We start from the raw sequence: 24,646 nt of genomic DNA on the forward strand, positions 1-24,646 counted from the left end.
TCACCTTTAGTCAGTTAAGGGATTTTTGCATAGCAAACGCGTCAGTTGGTTCGTTTAGCTCGTCGTCAGCCGGAAGAGGAGAAAAAGGCAAGGGCGGTATCTGTTTTGCCACGCCGTAGGAGTTGATTGTGAACAATTTGCGGGTTGCAACACATGGTGATGCGCGCAAGTATTCACTGCTGAAGTTTGGCAAACCAGCATCAGCACTGGAGCTAAAAAGCCATAAGCCAATGAAATAAAGAAGCTTTCCCCAATTTCTTTCGTTGAGCATCAGTGTGATCTCATGAATTTATTTACTTTACAGTAAAGTAAATAAATTATTTAAACAAGCAATCTTCTATACGAATGAAAAAAGGGAAAGCAAGAGCGTGAGTCAAAGGTCTTAGAACATGCCGTTGCCGCTGGCGGTTTTTTGCGGAACGTTTTGGGTAACATCCCAATGTTCAACGATTTTGTGCTGTTCGTTGAGGCGGAAGATATCCACGATAGCCCGCGTAACGCCTGGCTCACGACCGGTTACTTCAACATGCAAGATCACGTTATCTCCGTCGACGAATGCCTGCTTGATTTCGCTGTGCGAGTCGGGATATTTACTCTTCAGAAAAGCGATAAACTGCTCGAAGCCTTCCACGCCATCTTTTGCCATCGGATTGTGCTGTACATAGCGATCCCCGAGATAGGGCCTGGCGGCAGAGAAGTCTTTGTCGTTTAAGGCCTTATTATAAAAATCAATGACATTCTTTTTATTCAACAGCTCGCTTTCGCTATTGCCCGCAAAAACGGCGGGCGTCAGAGCGAAAAACAATGAAAGGGCGACTATCGATTTTTTAAGCATGCTTCCTCCAGCGATGGTTTGATGTCAGGTTTCAGGCCTGTCAGGTTAATGAACCGGCCACCCAGCGACATTTCAGACAGTAACGGTCTGCTGAGTTTGCGGCTGATTGAGCTGACTCCATGAACAAATGGAGTCTTGAATCTGCGGCATCGACTCGTTTAGATCAAGCTGCTTTTACTTAAGAAGAAAAAAGGGCAGTTTGGTCTGCTTTGCGGGAGGTCGCTAATCACCACAAATTACCAGGTTCATAATCCCATGTGGAGATCGTCAGGTATGCTTAATGTGATTTAACTATTCTGGGTTTGAGGAATATACATAATTTACGACAGCACCAGAAACAGTATAACAAACTGTTTTAAATGGATATTAATCAAATGGCGATTCAAGCTCACAGTTATGAACTCAGTTTTGGTTCATAACTGTGTTAAACGCTGTCCATAAATCACTCGATGTCACGTCTGTTGGTTCATGAACTGATCGTTCTAATTTTGTGATGTGCGTCAGGTTTTAGTGTTCAGTAATGTTACCTTTTACTCGATGATCGATTGTTTAGCACCTCTCCCACAACCGGAGCAGCGGTAAATGCGTTTGGCCAGCCAGCATAGAAGGCGGCCTGGGTAACGATCTCACCAGCTTCCTCAACAGAAAGTCCATTATCCATTGCTCTATTGAGGTGATAGCCAATCTGCGCGCTCTGTCCGGATGCGATTAAGGCGCTGACCGTAATCAGGCTTCTGTCGCGGGGTTTCAGCGCGGGTCTTTGCCAGAGATCCAGGAAGAGTGGATCAGCAGTGAATTTAACCAGGCCTGGAGATATTGGGCCAACATTTTTTTCCACTGTCTCTGAACGCTGCTTTTCTGCTTCCTGATTGAGAGGAAGCGGGTCCGGAGAAGCTTCAGGAAGTGCATCTGCCGTGACGCCACGAGTTTCAAATACTGCTTTGGTCACGCTGACGGCTGACATTGCATTTGGCCAACCTGAGTAGAACGCCAGATGGGTAATGATTTCTGACAATTCCGCTGGTGTAACGCCATTATCAAGGGCAATGTCTATATAGTGCTTAAGGTCGCCAGGCTGGTTTCTGGCAATTAGCATGGCGACGGTCACCATACTACGATCCCTGGGCGAGAGGGCATCGCGTGTCCACAGATCTTCAGTAATAGCTTCTCGACCAAAGCGCGCAAGAGCCGGTGAGACAGAACGAATATCAGCTTCAGAAATCGCTGAAGGTTCAATTTTCATCATAGTTTTACCTCTTGTTTCCTCAGCATTAGCAAAATCAGAAATAACAAGCGACATGGCCGCTGCTGCAATTACGCTTTTCATGTCAATCCTCACTGGTCAACGGTGCGGATCCTGTTTGATTCCGCCTTTGTTACGAAGAAATACCGGTTTTACCGGGATAGCGTCCTTACTGGTGCTCATATGCGCCGTTTGCCTGAGATAGTCACGGAAGTGTGGCGTTTGTCGGTGCAGTTGATACGCTTCCTCACTGGCGTAAATCTCATAGAAATACCAGCGGTTCGGAGTCTGTGAGTCTGTAGCGGAATACATGGCTAACACGCCTTTCTCTACTTTGAGTGACTCAGCCATTTCAGGCATGACGATGTTTTTAAATTCGGTCTGTAATTCAGGCTTTACCTCGACGATCACCAGATTATTAATGGTTCGCTCATTCGGTATGATGTGTTTGTCCCCCAGAAACTGGGGCTCCAGAGTGATTTTATTTTTCCGATCGATAATGTCAGGTGCCCGGGCAGCGAATGCCTTGTATGGTTCGGCATTCAGATGTTTGCGGTAAGCACTCTCGTTTTCATAGAGTTCGACCATGAATGCCTTACGTGGATTGTCGCTGCGGTGCAGGGCGTACATCGCCAGCGTACCTGCTTCATGATCAACCGAAGCGGAAATCGTCTGTCTGGCTACGTCTGCAAAATCTTTGTCCCGATCGTGCCTGACGCCGAGCTCAAAGATATTCATCATTACCTTATCCGGCGCGTCCAGTTTTGTTGCAAAGACAGGGCAGCTTATGAGCATACAAATTAAAAGCATAAGGGGCTTTTTCACGATGATCCTTTTACTGAAATTACTGTTTGCTACCGCGTCCAGACCTGCTTAACGTCTTTCGTTTGCGGCGTGTTTTGCCCCATGATCCCCGTCAGAACATGCGGCTGGTAGGTTTCTTCCAGAAGCCGGATTTCCTCCGGATTCAGTTGAAGGTTTACGGCGTTTACCGCGTCATCGACGTGATCTTTTTTTGTGGCCCCGACGACAGGTGACGTGACTTTTGTCAGCAACCAAGCGAGAGATATTTCCGTCATAGACACCTGATGCCGTTCGGCAAGTTCGGCGACACGCTCAATAATGAGCCGATCCTGTTCAGCCGTGCTGTCATATTTTCCACGCGCATAATCATCCTCCGTGGCTCGCCGCGTGTGGCCTTCTTTCCGGGAGAGACGACCGCTGGCCAGCGCGCTATAGGGGGTCATTGCGATATCATCTTCAGCGCACAGACCGAAGAGCTCTCGTTCATCTTCACGCATAATCAGGTTGTAGTGGCTTTGCACGGAGACAAAGGGCGTCAGCCCTTCGCGTTCTGCAAGGGCGTTCGCCTTCGCCAGCTGCCAGGCATAGCAATTGGAAATACCAATAGCGCGCACTTTGCCCGCAGTAACGGCGGCATGAAGCGCTTCAAGCACCTCAATAACTGGCGTGTTGTAATCCCAGATGTGGTAGATGTAGAGGTCGATGTAGTCCATCCCCAGATTCTGCAGGCTCTGGTCGAGCGATTGGGCTATTGCCTCTTTTCCGCCGATCCCCGCAGCAATTTGCGCGGCGGTTCGTGGCAGAAACTTGGTGGCCAGCACCACGTCCTCGCGTTTTGCCATCTCCCGCAGCGCCCGGCCAACGTATCGCTCGCTGGAGCCGTTCTGATAGGCGATGGCGGTATCGTAAAAATTGATACCCTTTTCGAGACCGTAGCGGATGATGTCCCGGCTTGCTGTTTCGTCCAGCGTCCAGCGATGCTGGCCCGTTAACGGGTCGCCAAACCCCATACATCCCATACAGATGCGGGAGACCAGTAAGTCACTTTTACCGAGCCGGGTATACTGCATCGTTATTCTCTCTCTGGATTATTCACGACGGAATTGAGCAGATCGACAAGCCTTGAAGCGTGTTCCCGGGCAAGCGTTTTTTGCTGCGCGATTTTGTCGGCATCCCGGTCGGCATAGCTGATACCGCAGGTATAAACCGGCGCCAGCAGCTCAAGATTGCACAGTTTTGCCGTGGTCTCGAACGGAATAAGATACTCTTCAATGGCATGGCCAAAGAAACCGTCAGCGGTATAGAGCGCCTGTGGCGCCCCTGTAGTGAAGGAGAGGAGCAGCTTTTTACCGCCCAGTTTCGCCGTTGAGCCATGCGCGAAGCCGTGGACAAAGACCTCGTCCAGCCATTGTTTCATTAACCCGGGCAGCCCATACCAGGAAAAAGGAAACTGCCAGACAATCACATCGGCCCTGAGCAGGCTTTCCTGCTCCGCAGCGATATTGAATTTGCCGTCCGGATAGAGCCAGTCCAGACGACGAATTTCAGCATCGGGAAGGGCGGTCGCCACTTCATCAAGGATCGTGGCATTGGCGACGGAATGGGTAAGCTCAGGATGACCTGAAACAATAAGGATATTTTTCATTTCAATGAGTTAAATATATTTGGTGAATGTTTAACCCAGTATAGAGTGACACCATTATTTTTTTTAGAGCAGTAAAGACTCATTCACTTTTAGACAAAAACTAATAATGGTCGACTGTTCTCATTGTACCGGTCATCACGAACCCGTGAACTACGCCGTGATGCCCAGTAAACGTTCTGCATTGCGAAATGCGATGGCCTCTTTTTCAGCCTTGTTGACAGGCAGACTGTCGATAAAGGTTTTTACACCGTCCAGGGTCTGATAGGGATAATCGACGGAGAACAGGATCCTTTCTGCCCCCATTAACGCGTAGATAAACTGGAAGTGCGGCAGCGACAGCATACCTGACGGGGTAACGTAAACGTGCTCCTGGAAGGTTCTCGTTAGCGTGCGTGACAGACCCGTTGCAGCCAGTGGAAGGCTGTCATCAAGACGCTGCAGCCAGAAGGGCAGCATCTCCCCCCAGTGGCCACTGATTACCTGCAAGTGGGGATATTTATCAAATACGCCCGATAACATCAGCCGTAACAAATGGATTCCGGCTTCGTGATGCCAGCCCCAGCCAAACATAGAGAGCCGGGCGTTGACCTCTGCGCTGAAGCCCGTGAAGTAGGCCTGTTGCACGCTTTTAAACGGTAATCCGGGATGAAGATAGAGTGGCACATTCAGTTTATTAAAGCGGGAAAGTAGGGAGTCATAGTCAGGATTATCGAGAAAGCATGAAGAGGGTCGTCCATTCAGAAGTGCCCCCTTAAACCCCAGTTCTTCAACTGCGCGGACAAGCTCTTTTTCAGCCTCTTCCGGCTGTGCCCAGGGAAGTGTGGCAAATGCCGCGAAGCGATCCGGGTGATTTCTTACCGCCCCGGCAACGCGATCGTTTGCCACCGTATTTAATGTTACCGCTTCATCCTCGGGTGCCAGCTGGGGGAATCCGCCCACAGAGAGTATCTGCAGGGTAATTCCCGCCTCATCCATATCCCTGAGGCGGCGGCTTCCCAAATCAGCGCCTTTCGCGTTTATCAGCGCATTCTTTTCTATCTGCGGCCGGCTTCGGTCAGGATTATGACCATCAGCGACGGTTTTACCCCAGTCGCCAAGGAAAGGTGCCTGCTCAAGCGCAACAGGCATACACGCTCGCCCTAACTCGCTGTCGAGATAATGTTCTTCGAGGCAAATGATTTTCATATTCTCACCATTCATACAAAGCAGTAAAAGTGATACAGATTAGAATCACCCGGAACAGCCCGTTCGTGTGTGTCATTCATGACAGTCTGTTCCGGACGGGCTTTACACCATCGGTTTTTCCCAGGCGCCTCGTGTATCCACTCTGGTCTCTGCGGCGAGTTGTTCCAGCAGGATGATTTCCTCATCGCGTAACTGGATGTCTGAAGCGCAGGCGGCGTCCAGAACGTGATGGACTTTAGTCGCACCAACGAGGGGAAGGGTACCTTTCGCAATAGCCCATGCGATGGCTATCTGTGCCACGCTGGCATTCCTTTCGGCTCCCATTTTTTTCATGGCGGCGGTTAATCTTTCTATCTGCGGCAGTACTGCGTTATAACTTTCGGCCCGGCCACTCCCGGCAGGCATGGGATGATTTGAATCATAACGACCACTGAGCGCGCCTTGCTCCAGAACCATGTAAGCAAAGAACGTGATGTTATTTTGTCGGCAATAATCAAGGATCCCGGCCTCTTCAGAAGCGCGATAGAGCAGGCTGTAGTGATTCTGTACTGCACTGAGGGAATAACCGGAAGCGTTAAGGATTTCGTTGGCGCGTCTGATTTGTGCCAGATTGTGGTTGGAAACCCCGACGCGTTTGACCTTACCGCTTTGTAAAAGTGGGATCAGTCCTGGCGTCCATTTTTCGACGTCGAGGGGATTATGGATCCAGTAGATATCAATCGCGTCCACGCCCAGGCGTCCGAGGCTGGCCTCAAGCATATCGCTGACAGGCTGTGCAGACTGCTCGTTCGCAATCTGCGGCGTGAATTTGGTGGATAAAATCATATCCTCGCGGGGGAACTGACGGACTAATGTTCCCAGCGCTGCCTCGGAACTCCCCATGCCATATACTGCTGCGGTATCCCAGAGGTTGAGACCCTTACTCATGGCCGTGGTGAACACGCCTGCCATCTGAGTATCAGAAAGATGATTGCCGAAGACGGTGTCGCCACCGGCGAAGCCTGTGCCCCAGGACCATGTGCCGAGCGCGACTGGAGGAAGAGTTTTCATATTCAGCTCCTGAAAAAAGGCCGGAACGTTGCTGACGTAAACCGGCCAAAGAGGGTGAGTAACGATGAAAGACAGATGAATGAATTAAGTTGGCTGGCGGAGGGCATTTAACAGCGCCACACCGACACCGTGCGCTGAAGCGGGATTCTGCCCCGTGATAAGGCGACCGTCGGTAACCACGTTTTCAGACCAGTTCGGGGCTTCATGATGAAGCGCGCCATGCTCGCGAAGTGCAGTCTCAAGCAGGAAGGGAACCACATCTGTAGTGTGAACTTCTTCCTCTTCCTTGTTGGTAAAGGCCGCCACGTTTTTGCCTTTCACCAGGTATTCGCCGCTACTGAGCTTTGCGTCAACCAGTGCCGCAGGTCCGTGGCAGACGGCTGAGACAATCCCATCATTTTCATACACTTCGCGGATAATACGCTGGGCATCCTGGCTATCACGGAAATCCCACATGGTTCCATGGCCGCCCGCAAAGAAAACGGCGCTGTAATCGGTACCGTTCAACTCGAATAACGCTGGTGTTGTTGCCAGGCGCTGCTGAAAATCGGTTTCGTTCCAGTACCAGGCGTTGACAGGATCACTGAGGTCAAATCCATCCACCGGCGGCTGTCCCCCGCGAATGCTGGCTATCATCGTTTTTAGTCCGGCGTCTTCCAGTACTTTCAGCGGATGCGTCAGCTCGGCCAGGAAAAAACCGGTTGGTACACCGGATGCGCCTTTAATCGGATGGCTGGAAACGACACACAGCACGGGTTTATCTGCAGGTTTCATATCGGGCCTCACTATTTATTTTTGTATTCAGCGGCAAAGAGATTTTCCCAGTTAATAAAGGAGCCAAGCGGAATGCACTCAAAGCTTAATAAGCCAGCTTTTGCCAGCGGGAATTCGTCCATTACGTTCATCGCTTCATCGACAGAGTCACATTCAAGAAAAATAGCGACGCCAGGTCTGTCCTGACGGAAGTAGATGTCGCGGATGAAGCCGGATTTATACAATCCCCAGGCGTGCAGCGCTTCAGCGTTAAGGTGTGGAGCATATTTTTCCAGCGATGCTCCAGGTGCGGGGATATCCAGACATAAAATTCGCATCATAGTCTCCTGAACTCAGGTCGTTGTAGAAAGAGATAAAAGTATAAGAGGCGAATTTCACGAAGATTAGAGGAGCATTGACTTAAGCATCTTTAGACTGTACTTAATAATCAGGCGGAGATTGCTTTAGGAAAACATTATGAATAACGCCCTGTATAACCAGATACGGATCTTTCAGAGCATTGCACGTGAGGGCAATATTTCGGCAGCCGCAAGAAAACTGGAAATTACGCCTCCCTCCGTCAGCAATGCGCTTAAGCTGCTGGAAGATCATATTGGCCATCCGCTTTTTGTGCGTACGACCCGCCGTATTGAGCTGACGGAAACTGGGCAGCTGTTGCTGGAACAGACCGCTGCGGCGGTGGAGTCGCTGGAAAATTCGCTTGAAAGCATTCGCGACCAGAATCAGGAGCCCTCTGGTATCGTGCGAATCACGCTCTCGCGTTTTGCCTATCTGTTAATTCTTAAGCCTGCAATGGCGAAATTCTGTCAGCAATATCCGGGTATACAGCTTGAAATTTCGGTTTACGACGGTACCGTGAATGTTATCGAAGAGCGTTTTGATCTTGGGATCCGTTTTGGCGATATCCTCGAAGGTGGGGTGGTGGCGCGGCCGTTAATGAAACCCTTTCGTGAAGGGTTATATGCATCCTCAGCTTATATCAGCGAGCATGGAATGCCCGAGGTGCCGGCTGACCTCAGTCAACACAAGCTGATTGGCTACCGTTTTATTACTAACAACCGCATCCTTCCGTTGATTCTGAACGATCGCGGAGAGCAGTTGACGGTTGAGATGCCCGGACAGTTAATCAGCAACGATATTGACGTTATGGCAGACGGGATCCGTAACGGCCTGGGAATCGGACGTTTGTTTGAACCCATCTGGCAGTTACAGCCGGACAGGGAGCGCTTTATACCCGTGATGGAGAGCTACTGGAAAACCTACCCGCCAGTGTATCTCTATTACCCCAAAAACGCGGGTAAAACGAAAAGAGTGAAGGCCCTGATTGAGTTTCTGATATCCGCTACGGGGCGATAAAGACGATAACGCATCGTCCCGTTTGGAAGCGCTATTTCACAACCCCAGCGGCCTGGCCTCCTGTATGAACTCAATCAGAAGGCGAAGCCCGGTCGGCAGTTGCCGGCGGCTTGAATAATAGATATAAAAACCTTCCTCCAGCGGGGACCATTCCGTAAGCACCAGGCGGAGCAGTCCATCCTTCACATAGGGTGCAACAAGAGGCTCCGGAAAATACATCAGGCCGGCTCCGCCTAATACGGCCACAAGGCCCGTTTCAGCCTGATTGACCGTCACAGAGCCAGGCACACTGATTTGGTACGTTTCGCCGTCTCGCTCAAGTTCCCAGCGATAAATCCGATCGTCGCCGAGACGATTGCTTATACAGCGATGGTGTAACAAATCATCCGGATGTTCAGGCGTTCCGTAACGTTCCAGGTAGTCGGGGGATGCTGCGATAACCCAGCGAATATCGGCAGATAAACGCCGGGCAACCATGTCTTCCGGGACGGTGCCACCATAGCGGATACCCGCATCGAAGCCCGCATCAGTGACGTCAACCATACGGTTGCTGGCCACAATATCAATTTCAATATCGGGATAGCGATCCATAAACGCAGGCATGACCGGCGCAAGCAAAAGATTGGCCGCTTCAACGGCAGCATTGATGCGGATACGTCCGGTAGGGGTATTACGATACCGGTTAAGCGATTCAAGCGCGCCTTCTATCTTGTCGAAAGGCTGAAGGACAGACTGAACCAGTTCTTCACCTGCAGCCGTAGGGGTAACGCTCTTGGTCGTACGATTAAGCAGGCGAACCCCGAGCCGGGTTTCCAGTCCCTTCAGAGCATGACTAAGCGCTGATGCACAGACACCTAATTCAATCGCCGCACGGCTGAAACTGCGATGACGTGCAATAGCCATGAAATAAATGAGATCGGCGACATCAGCTCTGCTTATTTGCATACAGAATCGTTTTCCTTGTGCGTTAAGGCCCGAATGTATTGATACGGAAATGATATACACCATAGACCGATTAGCGCTAATCCGTTGCTGAATTTATTTCACAAGTCCATCCACTCATCGCCTCTCACTGAACACGTTGTGCTTCGTTATTCTTGAAAATTATGCGCTCTGGCCGTCGGTCAGGGCGGAACATTCACCTAACGGAGCCGTGTATGAACTATACGCATCTTGGCCGCACCGGCCTGAAAGTCAGCCGCCTTTGTCTCGGAACCATGAATTTTGGTGACGTCACCGACGAGAAAACCAGCGCCCGCATTCTGGATGAAGCGCTTGAGGCAGGTATAAATTTCATTGATACAGCAGACGTGTATGGCACTGAGCAATCACCCGATATCCAGCAAGGCTCGGGGCTGTCCGAAGAGATTATTGGTCGCTGGCTCCAGCAGGGTGGCCGGCGAGACAGTATCGTTCTGGCGACGAAAGTCTATCAGCCTATGGGACCGGGTCCGAACGATCGCCGTCTTTCTGCTTACCATATTCGCAAGGCCTGCGAGGACAGTTTGCGACGGCTTAAGACCGACCATATTGACGTCTATCAGATGCATCACATCGATCGCTATACGCCATGGGAAGAGATCTGGCAGGCCATGGAACTCCTTGTTCAGCAGGGAAAAGTGCTTTATATCGGTAGCAGTAATTTCGCGGGCTGGGACATTGCGACTGCGCAGTCAGTTGCTACGGCCCGTCATTCCCTTGGCCTGGTTGCTGAGCAAAGTCTCTACAATCTGACTGCCCGAACTGTTGAGCTGGAGGTCATTCCCGCATGCCGCCATTTTGGCCTGGGACTGATTCCCTGGAGCCCACTTGCAGGAGGGTTGCTTGGCGGCGTACTGAAAAAGATGGCAAGCGGGCGCCGTGCAAGACCCGCGTTTTCCCGTCTAATCGAACAGTATCGTCCACAGCTGGAAGCCTACGAAGAATTATGTGAGGACCTCGACGAAACCCCTTCCGATGTGGCGCTTGCCTGGCTCCTGCAGAATCCTGTCGTTACTGCTCCACTTATCGGGCCTCGTACGGTCGAACAACTCCAGCAGGCGCTTCACGCAACGACAATCACGCTATCAGACGACACCATGAGCTGTCTCGACGAAATCTGGCCCGGCCCCGGGGGAGAAGCGCCACAGGCTTATGCCTGGTAAGGACCAAATTAATGAATCCTTTCTTCGCTATAGGGAGTTCCAGTTTATGAGCAAGATGATGCATGACCAGCATTCTGCTTCCGTACCCGCTTCCCAGGATCGTCGCAATTTTCTGATCGCCGGAGCCGGTCTGGCATTGGCCACAACCACCCTTGGCAGGAGCGGTGCAGTGATGGCGAAACCGGCTGGTCAGGACACGTCGAACGCCCCATCGGATGCTGTTCCCGTCCAGAAGGAGACCTTAACCACGCGTAAACTCGGCTCGCTGGAGGTTTCCAGCATGGGACTCGGGTGTCTGCCTATGGTGGGGTATTACGGCGGTGGTCCGCGCGATCGTAAAGCCATGGTTTCGCTCATCCGGGCCGCCTTCGAACAAGGCATTACGTTCTTTGATACTGCCGAGGTGTATGGCCCTCATCTCAGTGAAGAATTTGTCGGGGAAGCACTGGCCCCCGTTCGCGATCGTGTGGTGATTGCCACTAAGTTCGGTTTCGGCGTGGAGGAGGGGAAGCCAACCTCCCTCAACAGCCATCCTGACCATATCCGCCGCGCCGTAGAGGGTTCGCTAAAGCGTCTGAAAACGGACCACATCGATCTGCTTTATCAACATCGCCCCGATCCGAATGTGCCGATTGAGGATGTGGCGGAAACCGTGAAGGCGTTGATCCAGGAGGGTAAAGTGAAACACTGGGGATTGTCGGAAGCCAGTGCCGGGACAATCCGCCGCGCACATGCGGTACTCCCTGTGGCTGCAGTGCAGAGTGAGTATGCCATGTGGTGGCGTGAACCGGAGACACTGATATTTCCAACACTCGAAGAGCTGGGTATCGGTTTCGTACCTTACTGCCCGACCGCCCGCAGTTTCCTTGCCGGGGCAGTCAATCCAAGCCAGCGGTTCGACAGCACAGATCGGCGGCATAACCTGCCACGCTTCCAGCCCGATGCCCTGGCCAAAAACATGGTACTGCTTGAATTCGCGCAGTCGTGGGCCCGTCGCAAAAACACCACTCCGGTTCAGTTCGCGCTGGCCTGGGTGATGGCGCAGCGGCCCTGGATTGTCCCTATCCCGGGTACGACGCAATATCCGCACCTAATAGAAAACAGCGGTGCACCGCAAGTCCGGTTGACGGACAGCGAATTAAGCGAAATCGATGCAGCGCTTGCCAGGATCCCATTGCAGGGCGGTCGCGCAGATCCGTTTACCGAAAGTCAGTTTGATAAAAGTTAAACGGTGATGGCCACCTTTATACTTACTGTCACAGGGAGACTGTAGATAATGTCTCCCTCTGTGTTATTGTCAGGGATAAACCACATGAATGGACTAAATCATAACGCGCTCAGGGCATTAACAGTCCTGTATTGCTGAAGGCGGCGTGAGTGAAGGTGGCGTATCCGGAAGTGGGGGGATGATCCCGTCGACGGGGTGCGGCAGATAGTGTGCCTCGAGTTCCATGCTTTCGTCATCGCTAAGTGAAAAGTCCAGCGCGCTGATAGCCGTGGAAAGATGTTCTGGTTTCGTCGCGCCGATGATCGGTGCTGTGATGACCGTTTTTGATAGCAACCAGGCAATTGCAACATGGGCTCTTGGCACATGGTGCTTTTCAGCAATGCTGGCAACAACATCAATAACGGGCTTATCCAGAAGGGCTGCGTTCTCATACATTTTTAACGCAAAGGCATCGTTTTGCGTTCGTCGGGACGTGACACTCCAGTCGCGCGTGAGCCTGCCGCGTGCCATCGGACTCCAGGGGATCACACCAACGCCCTGGTCTTCACACAGGGGCAACATCTCGCGCTCTTCTTCCCGGTAAAGCAGATTGTATTGCGGTTGCATCGTAATAAATCGGGTCCAGCCGTTACGCTCTGCCATATGCTGCATTTTTGCAAAGCGCCAGGCTTCCATAGATGATGCGCCGATGTAACGTACTTTTCCTGATTTAACGAGGTCATGCAGAGCCTCCATGGTCTCTTCAACAGGCGTGGAGTGGTCAAAGCGGTGAATCTGAAAGAGATCCACATAATCCATACCTAAGCGCATCAGGCTATCGTCAATAGACTGAAAAATGGCTTTGCGGGAAAGAAACCCGGTATTGGGTGAGTTGCGCCACGGAAAGAAGGCCTTTGTCGCCACAACGATCTCATCGCGCCTGGCCATTTCTCTCAGTGCTTTTCCAGTGATCTCTTCAGAACTTCCGCCCGAGTAGATATTCGCGGTATCAAAAAAATTAATGCCCGCTTCAAGCGCCTGGCGAATGAGCGGACGTGACGCCTTTTCATCCAGGGACCAGGGTTGAGGAAGACGTTCAGGTTCACCATAGCTCATACAACCGAGGCAAAGACGGGAGACTTTCAAACCGCTACGACCCAGATTCACATACTTCATTCTGTGTTCCTTCTTTTATTGCCAGCAATTCTGTGTGTGACAGGGTATTGCACTGACATGAAGGGAACCAGCATGCGTCATCGAATGGTGTTGTGAGTTTTTTTCACAGATGGGCGTAATCGTCATTGGATTTTACATACCAGGACAGCGCCTACACCCCTGACATCATTAATTATTGTTGGGTGAGGTTTTCGGGCACGCTTGACCAACAGGAATAACAATTTTTTCACGGTGTTCCCCGCGTTCATAAACGCAGATTGTACCTTCATCTGTATTGATCTGTTCCTTCAGCGGGAGCCCTGGTTCCTGCGCAAAAATGCGAAAGGATGCGACCAAAATCAATGCCAGAGAACACAAAAGCTGGGCTGCATTCATATCTTCACTCCTGAAAAATAGTTAACTCATTTCCAGCACCGACTGGCGAGGCGTAAGCTTACCAATTATCGGTGGCAGTTCCGTTTCGCGAAGCGGACGACCCTCAACGATGCTTTTAATGCGCTGTACACACTGGTGCAGGAGGGGTTCCATTGGCCAGGAAATACAGGTCAGTTGCGGGTATAACTGCGTGGCCAACGGAGAATCCTCAAGACTGAGGAGGGATACTTCCTGAGGCACGGCAATATTAAATTCGCGGAACAGGCGCATGGCCTCTGCAGCGTAAGCATCACGCTTAACTACGATGGAAGAGAACTTGCTCAGACTATTAATAAGCGTCAACAGCGCGCGTTCGACACTCTCATTGGCAGTTAATACCAACTGGCGATTAAACGGAAATGAGTAGTTCTGCAACACGTTGCGATAACCTTCAACCATTCGCTTGCTTGCGTCATCCGTCTCGTTATCGATAACCAGCGCGATGTTGCGATGGCCTTTACCTATCATGTAGCGGCAGGCGCTCTCCGTAGCAAATGCGAAATCGTAGCCCTGAATTTTCGCATCCACCACGGGCCGGTCGAAAGAAATCACGTTATCGCCACTGCCTGGTACAACTGGTCCGAACACCACAACGGCGGCGCATTGCCGTTGTAAATCATCTACCGAAGCTGCATGTTCGAAGTCATTATCCACATACTGGACGATCAGCGTTTTGTTCAGCACTTTCATTGCGCGCGCAAGCGCGGGAAGAATACGCGCGCCACTGCTTTCATCACGTGAGGAAAGTACCACACCGATATGGCTTGATGACTGACTCGCCAGGTTTTGCGCGGCGAAGCTTGGGCGGTAGTTGAGTTCTTCAACGGCCCGCAATACCGCCTCACGGCTCTCTTCGCGAACACCTCGGGTTCCCGTCAGCACGCGGGAAACCGTTGCTCTGGAAACATTGGCTAATCGAGATACATCATCAATCGTTGGCATAGCGTTTTCTGCGTGGTGAGTTTTCATCATCTTAACATAACCCTCCCGAAGAATCGTCCCGTCGCCGGTCATGACGCTTATGTTTCGTGCGCGTTCAGCCGGGGAAGCCAGGCTGCGCCGCGTACGCCGCTGGCATCGCCAAAGCGCGCCGGAACAATGCGCGTATGGCAGGTTTCAGAAAAGAGATAAGGAATAATAGCGACAGGCAGATCATCATAGATTCTGCTGACATTCGACAATCCTCCTCCTAACACAATGACCTGGGGATCCAGAATATTGATGACTGACGCCAGGCTACGGGCAAATACATCAATAAAATGGCGCCAGTGTTCGCACGCCTTCGGATCTCCCTGTTCTGCGGCGTTGATAATTTCCTGAGAGGTCAGATTTCCCGGGAAGCGACGGGCAAACCCGGTACCGGAAATAAAGGTTTCAATACAGTTGTCTTTCCCGCAATAGCAGGGCTGAGCGGGACCGTCACTCGCTGCCGCGTAACCCGGAAGCGGGTTGTGTCCCCATTCACCGGCAATGGCGTTTGGACCTTGTAACAAATGCTGGCGCACGGCAACACCACCGCCACAACCCGTACCGATAATCACACCAAATACGGTGTCTGCCTTTGCACCAGCACCATCTACCGCTTCAGAGAGGGTAAAACAATCGGCGTCGTTGGCAATCCACACTGGCTGATGGATGCGTGTGGCAAGATCGGCTTTCAGATCGTGGCCATTAAGAACCAGGCAATTGCAATTTTTGATGAGCCCCGTTTGCGGGTCAATTGCGCCTGGCAGACCGATCCCTACAGTGAAGGGTTCCGGGCTAGCCGCGCGGGCATCATCAATAAGGCTCACCAGATGCAGCATAAATTCAGCGTAACTTTCTTTCTGAGTCGGCTGGCGCTTACGCCAGAGATAATCGCCTTGAGCTGAAAGCAATACAGCTTCCATTTTTGTGCCACCAATATCCAGTCCAAGATAATGCATACAATCCTCTGTCATAAGAGAGGCCGCGGCCTCTCTGCTGTCGTTATGCCTGTTGCTGGCGTGTACGGTAAATGTGAATAAGTTCGGTCACCAGCTCCTTGGCCAGAATGGAGGTCATCAGGTGGTCCTGCGCATGCACCATCACCAGCGTCATTTTGGTTTTCCCTTCGCCTTCATCGGCTTCAATGAGCTGGGTTTGAACAAGGTGCGCTTCACGGGCGAAATGAGTCGCCTCTTTCATTAGTTGATCTGCGGCTTCGAAATCACCTTGCTTTGCGCAGCCGAGGGCTTCATAACACAGGCTGCGCGACTGACCCGCGTTAATAATGATGCCCATAACTTGTTCTTCTAATTCCATGTTTTTTTCCCTCTATTTTCTACTTTCAGGCGGATTGGGCCGCATCTTCTGCATGTTCAACCGCGTTTTCATGCTCTTGTTCCAGAAGCTGTTTTTCGTAGGCCTTCAGGAAGGGGAAGTACATGACAGCAGATGTCACCATGCATATCAGGCACAGGATCACAGGGCTGAAGCTCCAGTTGGCTGCCCATGACGCGCCAATGGGTGCAGGTGTTGTCCATGGCGTCATCGACACCACACGGCTGACTAAATCGAGATCCAGTGCAAACCATGCGAAGGTGGCATTGACCATCGGGACCAGCACAAACGGCAGGAAAAACAGAGGATTCATAATGATGGGCGCACCAAACAGAATGGGTTCGTTAATGTTAAACACCCCTGGTACCACGCCCATTCGCCCAATAGTCCGCAAATGGATGGCTTTGCTGCGCAGCAAAAGGAAGGCCAGCGGCAGCGTCGAGCCAACACCACCGATTAGCAGGTAATGGTCCCAGAAACCCTGAACGTAAATATGTGGGATAGCTTCACCCGCGGCGATTGCCGCCTGGTTTACGGACAGGTTTGCCATCCAGAAAGGGTTCATAATACCGGTGACGATCAGCGCACCATGGATACCGGCAAACCATAGCACCTGGCACACCAGCACCGAGAGTAGCACTGCTGGGAGTGTATCGGACGCGGCAACCAGCGGTTTCACCAGCGACATAATTGCTTCGGGAATAATCATCCCCAGTTGCGCTTCAATAAGCAGGTTCAGCGGATGCAGCGTGATGACGATTGCCAGTACCGGGATGAGGATCTCAAACGAGCGTGCTACGCCGGCTGGGACCTCCGGCGGCAGGCGGATGGTAATATTGTGTCGCTTCAGGAAGGCGTAAAGTTCCGTGGAATAAATAGCCACCAGAATGGCGGTAAAGATCCCCTGACCGGAGAAGTAGGCCGTTGAAATCTGCCCGTCCTTCAATGGCGCAGCGACAAGCAAAAAGGCCATTAAAGAGAGCATCCCGGCGGTAAGTGCATCGAGATCGTGGTGCTTGGCCAGGCTTGCGGCAATCCCGACGGAAATAAAGATCGTCATAATTCCCATGCTGAAGTTAAAGGGCAGCATGAGTGCATCACGATGATCAAGCGAGAATTGCAGCCATGCCCTGGCGAAGGCCCAGGACGTGTCGGGCGAGAAGGGGGGGAAGATAAATACCAGCATAAAAGAACCCACAATCATGAACGGCAGAGCGGTAATGAAGCCGTCACGAATGGAGGTGACATATTTTTGCTGGCCGACGGCGCCCGCCATCGGAGTAATTTTCTTTTCGATAACCTGAATTAGTTTTGCGTACAGAGAGCTCATAGGGTTTCCCTTCGTTATTTGTTATCTATCAGGGAGAGGGCGAAATCGAGAACGGCGCCCCCTTTTTGCATGCCGTAATCCATCATGTTGATTGGCTCAACGCGGATCCCGTATTTATCGGCTTGTTTCTGTAGATCGCTTTGCATGTACTTCACCTGTGGTCCAAGCAATACCACCTGGTAGTGACCAACCTGCTCGGCAAATTCGGCAACGCCATACGCCTTGATTTCCGCTTCCAGGCCACGCTTGTGCGCTTCATCGACCATTTTTTTTACCAGCAGGCTGGTAGACATCCCGGCAGAACAACACAACATGATTTTTTTCATAACGTCTCCTTTGAATTTATGGCTGGAATATAGTCACCACGGAACAAAACGGAAAGCGCTTTCCGTTTACGGATAAGGTAATTGTGACCACGATCACTTGAGAGCACCTTTCACTTTGTATGAATGTGCGCGATCATCCCTGCTATTCAAGAACTACTAAGGTCGACTTATGAACATTCATTTGATGAATGTTGCTGTGGATTTGATAGAGCAACGCCTCACGCCGGTGGCGAACATAATCACTAAGAATCAACACATTACAGCAATGCGAGACGGCTTTTCTCTTGCAATGCCTTTTGTCATCGTGGGAAGTCTGATGGTGCCAATGCTGTTTCCACCGTTCGCCATTTCAAGCACCTCACGATTCGGATCTTTTTATCTGCTGCTGCGTCCGATGCTGTTACCAACCTTTGAGCTGACGCTCGGCCTGGTGGCGTTGATTGTTGCATTTGGTGCAAGTGCCAGCCTTGCCAAGCAATATCAATTACCGGAACGGTTATGCGGGCTCACCGGATGTCTCGCCTTTCTGCTGTTTATCGGTTTTCGGGATAATGGCGCGACGAATGTTTTCCTGGGAGGGATGGGACTTTTTACTGCCCTCATTTCAAGCGCATATTCGATTGAAATTATAAGGTTTTTTTATAATAAAGGGTGGTGCATTCGTTTGCCGGATGAGGTGCCGGTGATGACACGGAATGGTTTCCAGCTGCTGATGCCGCTGCTGGTGATTATGCTTTCCATCAGCGTGATGAATGCCGTGATGCTGCAGACGACCGGACAGATTTTGCCGCAACTGATTGGGGAAGCATTACGTCCACTTATCGTGGCGTCGGATACTCTTACGGCGGTGCTTATCTCCTTGTTTCTGTGTAATCTTTTATGGTTTGTTGGTATACACGGTGCCCTGATCATAACGGGTATCATGAACCCGTTCTGGCTCACCTATCTGTTTGAAAATCAGCGAGCCCTGGCTGCTGGGGAGGCTGTGCTACCCCATATTTATCTCCAGGGGTTCTGGGATTTTTATCTGTTGATTGGCGGTATCGGCTCAACGTTGCCACTGGTGTTTATGGCAATGCGAAGCCGCTCAAGGCAGTTGAAGAGTGTGGGAAAGATTGGTCTTTTGCCTTCTCTGTTCAATATTAATGAGCCAATATTGTTTGGCTTCCCCGTCATCATGAACCCGGTTTTTTTACTGCCCTTTGTTTTTGTTCCGTTGATAAATGCCTGTATAGCCTGGTATTTGACGCAAATGGGTATCCTCGACAGGGCCGTTGCAATGCTGCCATGGTCAATGCCCTCACCGCTGGGTGCAGCATGGTCGGCCAACGGTAGCTGGAAGAATATGTGTATGTGCCTGTTTGCCTTTTTCAACGCATGGATGCTTTATCGTCCATTCTTTAAGGTTCACGAACGCCAGCTGATGCAGCTGGAAAAATAACGCTCCTCTTTCTGTTTCTGCCCATTTCTCGTGGGCAGAAGCTTAATTCGTGACCTTAATCACGAAAATATTCTCAAAGATCTCAAATTTGTGATTCAATCCGGCAAAGACGGAAAGCGCTTTCCGTTAATGGATGTACATTTCCATTTTTGATCCTTACATTTCCCCTGCACGTTTAACCGTGAAAATAAAAATTCAAAGGGAACCTATGCAAACGTTAATTAAATCAATACCTCTGTCCTTGATTACCCTCACTGTCATCAGCGGCTATGCCAGCGCCGATGAGAAATATGATTTTGCACTCCACGGCTATTTGCGCTCAGGGATCCTCGCCAACAGTGACGGTAACCGGGTGGATTCAGTGGGACTGATGCCCGACGGGAAATGGCGTCTGGGGAACGAAGAAGATACCAAGATTGAGCTTATCCCGACGGTCACGCTGAAATCAGACACAGGCGCAGTCGCCCGTGTTCAGGCCAACCTGACGCATCAAACAAAATGTACCGCAGACTGGAACTGTACCGACGATGACGGTAAAGAAACCCAGTTCCGTGAAGGTTTTGCTGAGTTATCAAATCTCGATTTTGCGCCGGATATGACTTTCTGGGCGGGTAAACGTTACAGCAGCTCCAATCTTTCCAGCCACCAGTTCGACTGGGAGTATATTCAGTACAACGGAACGGGGGGCGGGTTTGATAACCTGGATTTAGGCTTTGCGCGCTTTGACGCCGGCGTTTATGCGTTTTCAACAACGGATGAAGCCAAAGCCTATCCCGTGGCTCTGGGGGATCAGGGATACCCTGACGATTACTCGCTTAACCTCTGGTTTAAAAAAATCGGCGGCACCGGGCTGGATGTTGAGCTTATTGGCCACCATATGAACCGCAACGAAAACCATCCCACTTCTGCTGAAAAAGGTTATGGCGTGACGGCGCTGTATAACGTCGACAGTTTTTATGGGCTGACAGGTGGCTATTCCCGCATTGTTTTCCAGTACGGCAAAGGGCTCGCTGCCGCTGACTCGCTGGGTAAAAACGGCTGGGGTTGGGCAAACTTAGATGATACCCAGTCCTGGCGCGTGATTTTGGATGGTATGGCCAGCCTGGGCGAAGTAGAAGTTTCGACCTTTGCGTTTTATCAGAAAGACAAAAACTACCGTTGGTGGACCAGCGATGATGACGGCTGGGGACGCTCCATGTGGGTCGCGGGTATCCGGCCGTATCATCAGATAACGAAGAATTTCGCCATGCAATATGAAGTGGGTTACGAATATCTGGATGATAAAAACTACATGGGGGTAAACGGCAAAGGGAAGGGTGGCCTGACCAAAGTGACCATTGCGCCGACGCTCACCTTTGATTCCGGATTCTGGAGTCGTCCACAGCTGCGCTTCTTTGCCACGTACGCAAAATGGGATAAAGGCGTCTCGGATGCGATGGACAGAAATTACGACTGGAGCACCGGTACCCTTAGCCCGGGGGGATACTCTCGCAGCGGGGATACCGATACGCTGAATTTTGGTGTACAGGCTGAAGTCTGGTTCTGAGGAGATAAGAGATGGCTTTCCCGATTCGAAAACTTCTGATCGTCTCCTTACTGTCCGCGCTGGGAAGCGCGGGAGCGCTGGCGGCGGAACAATCCCATTTTGAACATTTTATTACTCGTGATGGTGCTGCGTTAAAAGACGGCGATCGGCTCTTTCGCTTTGCCGGGATCCACGCTCCGGAGCTGCATCGTATAGAGGATGACGCGAGAGGGACCTGCAAAGCGGATCCGCGTGGGTGGGGGCAATATTTCAAATGGCCTACTGCTGAAGAGCAAGAAAACTGGATTAAAGCCCTGGTACAAACGGGTGCTAAAGCACAGCGCGTGTATGTGCTATCCGTTCAGCAGGAAAACGACGCGGCCTGCGGACGTGAAACGCATATCCTGTCACCGGAAACGCCTGACGGCATGCCGCGGTTGAATGAAGCGGCAATGAAAGTTTATGACAACATGATTGCTGAAGCGGATAAGCAGGGGCTTCGCCTGATTCTACCGTTTATCGATCACTGGTGGTGGTGGGGTGGGAGAGAACAACTTGCCGCATTTTATCATGAAAAACCTGAGGATTTTTATCGGACGGACAGTAAAACCTTCCAGGCTTATCTGGACGTGATTCGTCAGGTAATAACCCGGACTAACACCATTACGGGACGCCACTACTACGATGAAAAGGCGATTATGGCGTGGGAAACGGGTAATGAACTGGAGGACACTAACGCCGATTTTCTTCATCAGACATCAGCCTGGATCCGTAAATGGGCACCCCATCAGCTTATCGTCGATGGGACTTATAAAAAGGTGAATGATTTTGCGCTCAGCGATCCGAACGTCGACATCATCAGCAATCACTATTACACCAATGCCAATAACAATCATCCCGAGCAGGTGCGTAAAGATCTTGCGGCGATAGGCGGCAAAAAAGTGTATCTGGTCGGCGAATTCGGTCTGCTCGATCAAAAAGACCTGAACGCTATCATGCAGTCCATTGTCCATTCCGAGGTCAATGGTGCTCAGGCTGCAGGTGGCTTTATCTGGGGTTTTCGCGGTCATCGGCATGATGGCGGTTTTTACTGGCACAAAGAGTATACCGGGCACTATAGCTACCATCTGCCTGGCTTCCCGGATGAGGGGAAAGCGAACCAGGAGATGGAGGTTGTCAATCTGGTACGAACCGCCGCGGCACAAATGGCTGGTCTGAGCAAGGCGCCAGCTCTGCCGGTACCGGAAGCACCGAGGTTGCGCGAGGGCGATTCCCCCTTTGCCATTAACTGGATGGGGTCACCCGTTGGGCGTTATTACGACGTAGAAAGAGCGGCACAGCCACAGGGGCCATGGACACGCGTAGGAAAGGACATCTCCGACGGCAAAAATGAATGGAACCCGTCAAAAATGAGTCTTTTCCGCGATGACTATCGCAGCCTGACGCTCGGCCAGACTTACTACTATCGGGTAATCGCTAAGAATGAAAGTGGTCAGTCAGCACCTTCAAACGTAATTCGCCTGAAGCATATGCAGAAAAACCTTCCACCGGTTATCACTCTGCAGGACATGCTTTCCACCACTGTCGATAAAGGCGTTCAACTCAATGCGGCCTGGCAGGATGACAATCTGCCTGACACGAAAGTCAGCGTAGCGTGGAGTCATAACGGTAAGAATAACGTGCACTTCTGTGACAGCAGCAAAGAGGAAACCCGAGTCTGGTTCTCTGCGCCGGGTGACTATGCATTGACCTTTACTGCTGATGACGGGTTGCTGGAAAGCAGCAAAACGATAAATGTCAGCGTGAAGCCCGCTGTGAGGCCTGTACCGGCAGATTATTGCCGCTTTGGCAGCGGGACTCTTGATGTTAGCAAGGGAACACTTACCTCAACTAAAAGTGAAAAAGAGACCTTAGCCATCGGAGAAGACGGTTTTCTCGGTCCTTTCGCTCGTGACGGAGACAGCGTGAGCTGGCAGGTTAACGCTCCCTGGGACGGTAAATTCGCCCTACATGTGAAATTTAACGGCAAATGGGGAAGCAAGAAAAACTCGGTCATCGTGAACGATGGGATGCCAGTCAGCATTGAGTTTCCGCAAACGGATGAGAAGGGCCAGACCATAGTCGTTCCTGTTTCGCTCAGAGAGGGGGCAAATACCATCAGTTTTGGAAAGTTCGCCGGCGACTGGGGATATATGTTCATCCAATCAATTGAAGTTACTGCAGAGTAGTTATTTGGCTGCCCTTCTGGGGCAGCTTTTTATCATTCAGGAGGCATTATGAATCGGTATCAATTTCCGGAAGATTTTTTTTGGGGCGCAGCGGCGTCGGGTCCTCAGACGGAAGGCATAGCGCATAAGCCGCACCGTTCTATCTGGGATAGCTGGTATGCAGAACAGCCCAACCGCTTTTTCCAGCAGATTGGTCCGCAGAAAGTATGTGAAACCTACAGCAAATATAAAGAGGACGTTGCGCTAATGAAGCAAACGGGATTTAACTCGTTTCGTACATCCATTCAGTGGTCACGGTTGATTGATGATTTTGAAACTGGCGCCCCAAACGCGGAAGCCGTCCGGTTTTACAACAACTACTTAGATGAGATGATCGCCAGCGGCATTGAGCCAATGATTAATCTTTATCATTTCGATATGCCGGAGATTTTGCAAAAGCAGTATGGCGGTTTTGAATCACCCCATGTGACGGATCTTTTCGCACGGTTTGCACGCACGGCATTTGAGCTATTTGGTCATAAGGTCAAATACTGGATCACCTTTAATGAGCCGATAGTACCTGTCGAAGGCGGCTATCTTTATGATTTCCATTATCCTTGTAAAAAAGATGGCAAGCTGGCGGCGCAGGTTGCATTTAACATTATGCTGGCGCATGCAAAAGCGGTGCAACTGTACCGGAAACTTGAGCTACCGGGCGAAATAGGCGTGGTGCTTAATCTGACTCCCTCGTATACCCGAAACAATAGCGACGAGGATAAAAAAGCAGCGTGGTATGCCGACCTGTTCTTTAATCGCAGTTTCCTTGATCCGCTGGTTAAGCATGAATTCCCGAAGGAGTTATGTGAAGTCCTCGCAACCCATGATTGCTTGCCAGAAATAAAAAAAGCGGATGTCGATCTGATAACGAGTTCGCGGGTAGATTTCCTGGGGGTTAACTACTATGTTCCACGTCGGGTTAAAGCGCGCGAATGTCCCTATGAACTTGATTACTTCACGCCAGAGTATTACTTCGAGAACTACAGCGATCCCGAAGGGCGCTTCAATCCGTATCGCGATAATAACGAGATTTTTCCGCAGGCGATTTACGATATAGCCTGCAACATCCGCGATAATTACGACAATATGAAGTGGTATCTGGCTGAAATCGGTATCGCCATGGATATCCAGTCAGAAGGTCCTGTTCTGGCTGATGGGGTTATTGATGACACTTTCCGTATCGAATTAATGGAAGAACACCTCGAACAGCTCCATCGCGCCATCAGCGAGGGGGCGAACTGCTTTGGCGTACACCAGTGGACATTTATTGATAACTGGTCGTGGATAAATAGCTTTAAACGCCGTTACGGTTTCTGGCGACTGGATCTGGAAAGCGGGGAGCGACAGATAAAGCGCAACGCTCTTTGGTTTGCACAGTTGGCTGCCTCTAATGGATTTACGCCCGGAGCGTTTATAAAGGGCAACAAGTAATGGTCTCGTTCTATCGCATGATGTTTAGGGGAACGGACGGTGTAGACATTCATGTTTAACGGCGTGATTTTATATTAGAAGAGGAAAATAGTCCGCACGGCATAGACTGAGCGGGCTATTAGGGAGTCATCCAACTTGTGAATCACCCATAACTAAAATCGAGTAGTTGGGAAACTGTCGCGGCAGCGAGTAATA

At 51.0% G+C, this 24,646-nt stretch carries 25 protein-coding genes and 1 pseudogene; 7 read left to right on the top strand and 19 right to left on the bottom strand.

Annotated features, from left to right (window positions below):
* Positions 1–10 precede the first annotated feature (10 nt).
* The 11 genes and pseudogenes from ABLV78_RS12670 to ABLV78_RS12720 form a co-directional block, all read right to left on the bottom strand.
* Positions 11–271 carry a hypothetical protein gene (locus ABLV78_RS12670; RefSeq protein WP_047048336.1) on the bottom strand — a complete coding sequence of 87 codons (261 nt, stop codon included), beginning with the start codon at positions 269–271 and terminating at the stop codon, positions 11–13.
* A 111-nt stretch (positions 272–382) separates the two neighbouring features.
* Positions 383–835 (bottom strand): nuclear transport factor 2 family protein, encoded by a 453-nt coding sequence (locus tag ABLV78_RS12675; protein ID WP_047048333.1) that lies wholly within the window; start codon positions 833–835, stop codon positions 383–385.
* Between the two features lie 40 nt (positions 836–875).
* Positions 876–1,009, bottom strand: a pseudogene (locus ABLV78_RS12680) (hypothetical protein); the annotation flags it as partial.
* Between the two features lie 349 nt (positions 1,010–1,358).
* Positions 1,359–2,162: a carboxymuconolactone decarboxylase family protein gene (locus ABLV78_RS12685; protein ID WP_047048330.1), complete on the bottom strand. Its 804-nt coding sequence runs from the start codon at positions 2,160–2,162 to the stop codon at positions 1,359–1,361.
* 15 nt (positions 2,163–2,177) lie between these two features.
* Complete coding sequence (locus ABLV78_RS12690) at positions 2,178–2,873, bottom strand: putative quinol monooxygenase (RefSeq protein WP_047048993.1); 696 nt, start codon at positions 2,871–2,873, stop codon at positions 2,178–2,180.
* 59 nt (positions 2,874–2,932) lie between these two features.
* Positions 2,933–3,952, bottom strand: coding sequence for an aldo/keto reductase (locus tag ABLV78_RS12695; protein ID WP_047048327.1), 1,020 nt, complete (start codon positions 3,950–3,952; stop codon positions 2,933–2,935).
* 2 nt (positions 3,953–3,954) lie between these two features.
* Complete coding sequence (locus ABLV78_RS12700) at positions 3,955–4,527, bottom strand: NAD(P)H-dependent oxidoreductase (RefSeq protein WP_047048324.1); 573 nt, start codon at positions 4,525–4,527, stop codon at positions 3,955–3,957.
* Between the two features lie 150 nt (positions 4,528–4,677).
* Complete coding sequence (locus ABLV78_RS12705; RefSeq protein ID WP_047048321.1) at positions 4,678–5,712, bottom strand: amidohydrolase family protein; 1,035 nt, start codon at positions 5,710–5,712, stop codon at positions 4,678–4,680.
* 102 nt (positions 5,713–5,814) lie between these two features.
* Positions 5,815–6,762 (bottom strand): aldo/keto reductase, encoded by a 948-nt coding sequence (locus tag ABLV78_RS12710; RefSeq protein ID WP_088389852.1) that lies wholly within the window; start codon positions 6,760–6,762, stop codon positions 5,815–5,817.
* Between the two features lie 84 nt (positions 6,763–6,846).
* Complete coding sequence (locus tag ABLV78_RS12715) at positions 6,847–7,536, bottom strand: type 1 glutamine amidotransferase domain-containing protein (protein WP_047048316.1); 690 nt, start codon at positions 7,534–7,536, stop codon at positions 6,847–6,849.
* Between the two features lie 11 nt (positions 7,537–7,547).
* Entirely contained in the window at positions 7,548–7,853 is a 306-nt protein-coding gene (locus tag ABLV78_RS12720; RefSeq protein WP_047048313.1) for a hypothetical protein, read from the bottom strand.
* Between the two features lie 139 nt (positions 7,854–7,992).
* On the opposite strand from ABLV78_RS12720, the gene ABLV78_RS12725 reads away from it, so the two are divergent.
* Complete coding sequence (locus tag ABLV78_RS12725) at positions 7,993–8,892, top strand: LysR family transcriptional regulator (RefSeq protein WP_047048310.1); 900 nt, start codon at positions 7,993–7,995, stop codon at positions 8,890–8,892.
* A gap of 36 nt (positions 8,893–8,928) precedes the next feature.
* On the opposite strand, the gene ABLV78_RS12730 is transcribed toward ABLV78_RS12725, so the two are convergent.
* Entirely contained in the window at positions 8,929–9,837 is a 909-nt protein-coding gene (locus tag ABLV78_RS12730; protein WP_047048307.1) for a LysR family transcriptional regulator, read from the bottom strand.
* 212 nt (positions 9,838–10,049) lie between these two features.
* Between ABLV78_RS12730 and ABLV78_RS12735 the strand changes: the two genes are divergently transcribed.
* Both ABLV78_RS12735 and ABLV78_RS12740 read left to right on the top strand, forming a co-directional pair.
* On the top strand, positions 10,050–11,036 hold the full coding sequence (locus ABLV78_RS12735) for an aldo/keto reductase (RefSeq protein WP_047048305.1): 987 nt from the start codon (positions 10,050–10,052) through the stop codon (positions 11,034–11,036).
* A 46-nt stretch (positions 11,037–11,082) separates the two neighbouring features.
* Positions 11,083–12,264, top strand: coding sequence for an aldo/keto reductase (locus ABLV78_RS12740; RefSeq protein ID WP_047048988.1), 1,182 nt, complete (start codon positions 11,083–11,085; stop codon positions 12,262–12,264).
* Positions 12,265–12,381: 117 nt separating this feature from the next.
* Here ABLV78_RS12740 and ABLV78_RS12745 read toward each other — a convergent pair whose 3' ends face one another.
* The 7 genes from ABLV78_RS12745 to ABLV78_RS12775 form a co-directional block, all read right to left on the bottom strand.
* Positions 12,382–13,419 carry an aldo/keto reductase gene (locus tag ABLV78_RS12745; RefSeq protein WP_047048302.1) on the bottom strand — a complete coding sequence of 346 codons (1,038 nt, stop codon included), beginning with the start codon at positions 13,417–13,419 and terminating at the stop codon, positions 12,382–12,384.
* 168 nt (positions 13,420–13,587) lie between these two features.
* Entirely contained in the window at positions 13,588–13,794 is a 207-nt protein-coding gene (locus ABLV78_RS12750) for a hypothetical protein (protein ID WP_047048299.1), read from the bottom strand.
* A 21-nt stretch (positions 13,795–13,815) separates the two neighbouring features.
* Complete coding sequence (locus ABLV78_RS12755) at positions 13,816–14,775, bottom strand: LacI family DNA-binding transcriptional regulator (protein WP_047048296.1); 960 nt, start codon at positions 14,773–14,775, stop codon at positions 13,816–13,818.
* A gap of 77 nt (positions 14,776–14,852) precedes the next feature.
* Positions 14,853–15,758 carry an ROK family protein gene (locus ABLV78_RS12760; protein WP_047048294.1) on the bottom strand — a complete coding sequence of 302 codons (906 nt, stop codon included), beginning with the start codon at positions 15,756–15,758 and terminating at the stop codon, positions 14,853–14,855.
* Between the two features lie 43 nt (positions 15,759–15,801).
* Entirely contained in the window at positions 15,802–16,116 is a 315-nt protein-coding gene (locus ABLV78_RS12765) for a PTS lactose/cellobiose transporter subunit IIA (protein WP_047048292.1), read from the bottom strand.
* Between the two features lie 25 nt (positions 16,117–16,141).
* Positions 16,142–17,464, bottom strand: a complete 1,323-nt coding sequence (locus ABLV78_RS12770; RefSeq protein ID WP_047048289.1) for a PTS sugar transporter subunit IIC — start codon at positions 17,462–17,464, stop codon at positions 16,142–16,144.
* A gap of 14 nt (positions 17,465–17,478) precedes the next feature.
* Complete coding sequence (locus tag ABLV78_RS12775) at positions 17,479–17,790, bottom strand: PTS sugar transporter subunit IIB (protein ID WP_015366647.1); 312 nt, start codon at positions 17,788–17,790, stop codon at positions 17,479–17,481.
* A 169-nt stretch (positions 17,791–17,959) separates the two neighbouring features.
* On the opposite strand from ABLV78_RS12775, the gene ABLV78_RS12780 reads away from it, so the two are divergent.
* The 4 genes from ABLV78_RS12780 (at position 17,960) to ABLV78_RS12795 (ending at position 24,451) form a co-directional block, all read left to right on the top strand.
* Positions 17,960–19,231 (top strand): PTS sugar transporter subunit IIC, encoded by a 1,272-nt coding sequence (locus tag ABLV78_RS12780; protein WP_047048286.1) that lies wholly within the window; start codon positions 17,960–17,962, stop codon positions 19,229–19,231.
* 208 nt (positions 19,232–19,439) lie between these two features.
* The gene (locus tag ABLV78_RS12785; RefSeq protein WP_024908494.1) at positions 19,440–20,777 is read left to right on the top strand and encodes a maltoporin; all 1,338 of its coding nucleotides are present in this window, start codon (positions 19,440–19,442) and stop codon (positions 20,775–20,777) included.
* Between the two features lie 11 nt (positions 20,778–20,788).
* Positions 20,789–22,984 carry a CBM35 domain-containing protein gene (locus tag ABLV78_RS12790; protein ID WP_047048280.1) on the top strand — a complete coding sequence of 732 codons (2,196 nt, stop codon included), beginning with the start codon at positions 20,789–20,791 and terminating at the stop codon, positions 22,982–22,984.
* Between the two features lie 48 nt (positions 22,985–23,032).
* Positions 23,033–24,451, top strand: coding sequence for a glycoside hydrolase family 1 protein (locus tag ABLV78_RS12795; protein WP_047048277.1), 1,419 nt, complete (start codon positions 23,033–23,035; stop codon positions 24,449–24,451).
* Positions 24,452–24,646: the final 195 nt, after the last annotated feature.

This window comes from Klebsiella sp. CN_Kp075, from assembly GCF_040065055.2.
Lineage (GTDB): Bacteria > Pseudomonadota > Gammaproteobacteria > Enterobacterales > Enterobacteriaceae > Klebsiella > Klebsiella aerogenes.

Bases quoted from the DNA above. Each gene is read 5' to 3' on its own strand.
- ABLV78_RS12670 (WP_047048336.1), bottom strand. From the start codon at position 271: ATGCTCAACGAAAGAAATTGGGGAAAGCTTCTTTATTTCATTGGCTTA.
- ABLV78_RS12675 (WP_047048333.1), bottom strand. From the start codon at position 835: ATGCTTAAAAAATCGATAGTCGCCCTTTCATTGTTTTTCGCTCTGACG.
- ABLV78_RS12685 (WP_047048330.1), bottom strand. From the start codon at position 2,162: ATGAAAAGCGTAATTGCAGCAGCGGCCATGTCGCTTGTTATTTCTGAT.
- ABLV78_RS12690 (WP_047048993.1), bottom strand. From the start codon at position 2,873: ATGCTCATAAGCTGCCCTGTCTTTGCAACAAAACTGGACGCGCCGGAT.
- ABLV78_RS12695 (WP_047048327.1), bottom strand. From the start codon at position 3,952: ATGCAGTATACCCGGCTCGGTAAAAGTGACTTACTGGTCTCCCGCATC.
- ABLV78_RS12700 (WP_047048324.1), bottom strand. From the start codon at position 4,527: ATGAAAAATATCCTTATTGTTTCAGGTCATCCTGAGCTTACCCATTCC.
- ABLV78_RS12705 (WP_047048321.1), bottom strand. From the start codon at position 5,712: ATGAAAATCATTTGCCTCGAAGAACATTATCTCGACAGCGAGTTAGGG.
- ABLV78_RS12710 (WP_088389852.1), bottom strand. From the start codon at position 6,762: ATGAAAACTCTTCCTCCAGTCGCGCTCGGCACATGGTCCTGGGGCACA.
- ABLV78_RS12715 (WP_047048316.1), bottom strand. From the start codon at position 7,536: ATGAAACCTGCAGATAAACCCGTGCTGTGTGTCGTTTCCAGCCATCCG.
- ABLV78_RS12720 (WP_047048313.1), bottom strand. From the start codon at position 7,853: ATGCGAATTTTATGTCTGGATATCCCCGCACCTGGAGCATCGCTGGAA.
- ABLV78_RS12725 (WP_047048310.1), top strand. From the start codon at position 7,993: ATGAATAACGCCCTGTATAACCAGATACGGATCTTTCAGAGCATTGCA.
- ABLV78_RS12730 (WP_047048307.1), bottom strand. From the start codon at position 9,837: ATGCAAATAAGCAGAGCTGATGTCGCCGATCTCATTTATTTCATGGCT.
- ABLV78_RS12735 (WP_047048305.1), top strand. From the start codon at position 10,050: ATGAACTATACGCATCTTGGCCGCACCGGCCTGAAAGTCAGCCGCCTT.
- ABLV78_RS12740 (WP_047048988.1), top strand. From the start codon at position 11,083: ATGAGCAAGATGATGCATGACCAGCATTCTGCTTCCGTACCCGCTTCC.
- ABLV78_RS12745 (WP_047048302.1), bottom strand. From the start codon at position 13,419: ATGAAGTATGTGAATCTGGGTCGTAGCGGTTTGAAAGTCTCCCGTCTT.
- ABLV78_RS12750 (WP_047048299.1), bottom strand. From the start codon at position 13,794: ATGAATGCAGCCCAGCTTTTGTGTTCTCTGGCATTGATTTTGGTCGCA.
- ABLV78_RS12755 (WP_047048296.1), bottom strand. From the start codon at position 14,775: ATGCCAACGATTGATGATGTATCTCGATTAGCCAATGTTTCCAGAGCA.
- ABLV78_RS12760 (WP_047048294.1), bottom strand. From the start codon at position 15,758: ATGCATTATCTTGGACTGGATATTGGTGGCACAAAAATGGAAGCTGTA.
- ABLV78_RS12765 (WP_047048292.1), bottom strand. From the start codon at position 16,116: ATGGAATTAGAAGAACAAGTTATGGGCATCATTATTAACGCGGGTCAG.
- ABLV78_RS12770 (WP_047048289.1), bottom strand. From the start codon at position 17,464: ATGAGCTCTCTGTACGCAAAACTAATTCAGGTTATCGAAAAGAAAATT.
- ABLV78_RS12775 (WP_015366647.1), bottom strand. From the start codon at position 17,790: ATGAAAAAAATCATGTTGTGTTGTTCTGCCGGGATGTCTACCAGCCTG.
- ABLV78_RS12780 (WP_047048286.1), top strand. From the start codon at position 17,960: ATGAACATTCATTTGATGAATGTTGCTGTGGATTTGATAGAGCAACGC.
- ABLV78_RS12785 (WP_024908494.1), top strand. From the start codon at position 19,440: ATGCAAACGTTAATTAAATCAATACCTCTGTCCTTGATTACCCTCACT.
- ABLV78_RS12790 (WP_047048280.1), top strand. From the start codon at position 20,789: ATGGCTTTCCCGATTCGAAAACTTCTGATCGTCTCCTTACTGTCCGCG.
- ABLV78_RS12795 (WP_047048277.1), top strand. From the start codon at position 23,033: ATGAATCGGTATCAATTTCCGGAAGATTTTTTTTGGGGCGCAGCGGCG.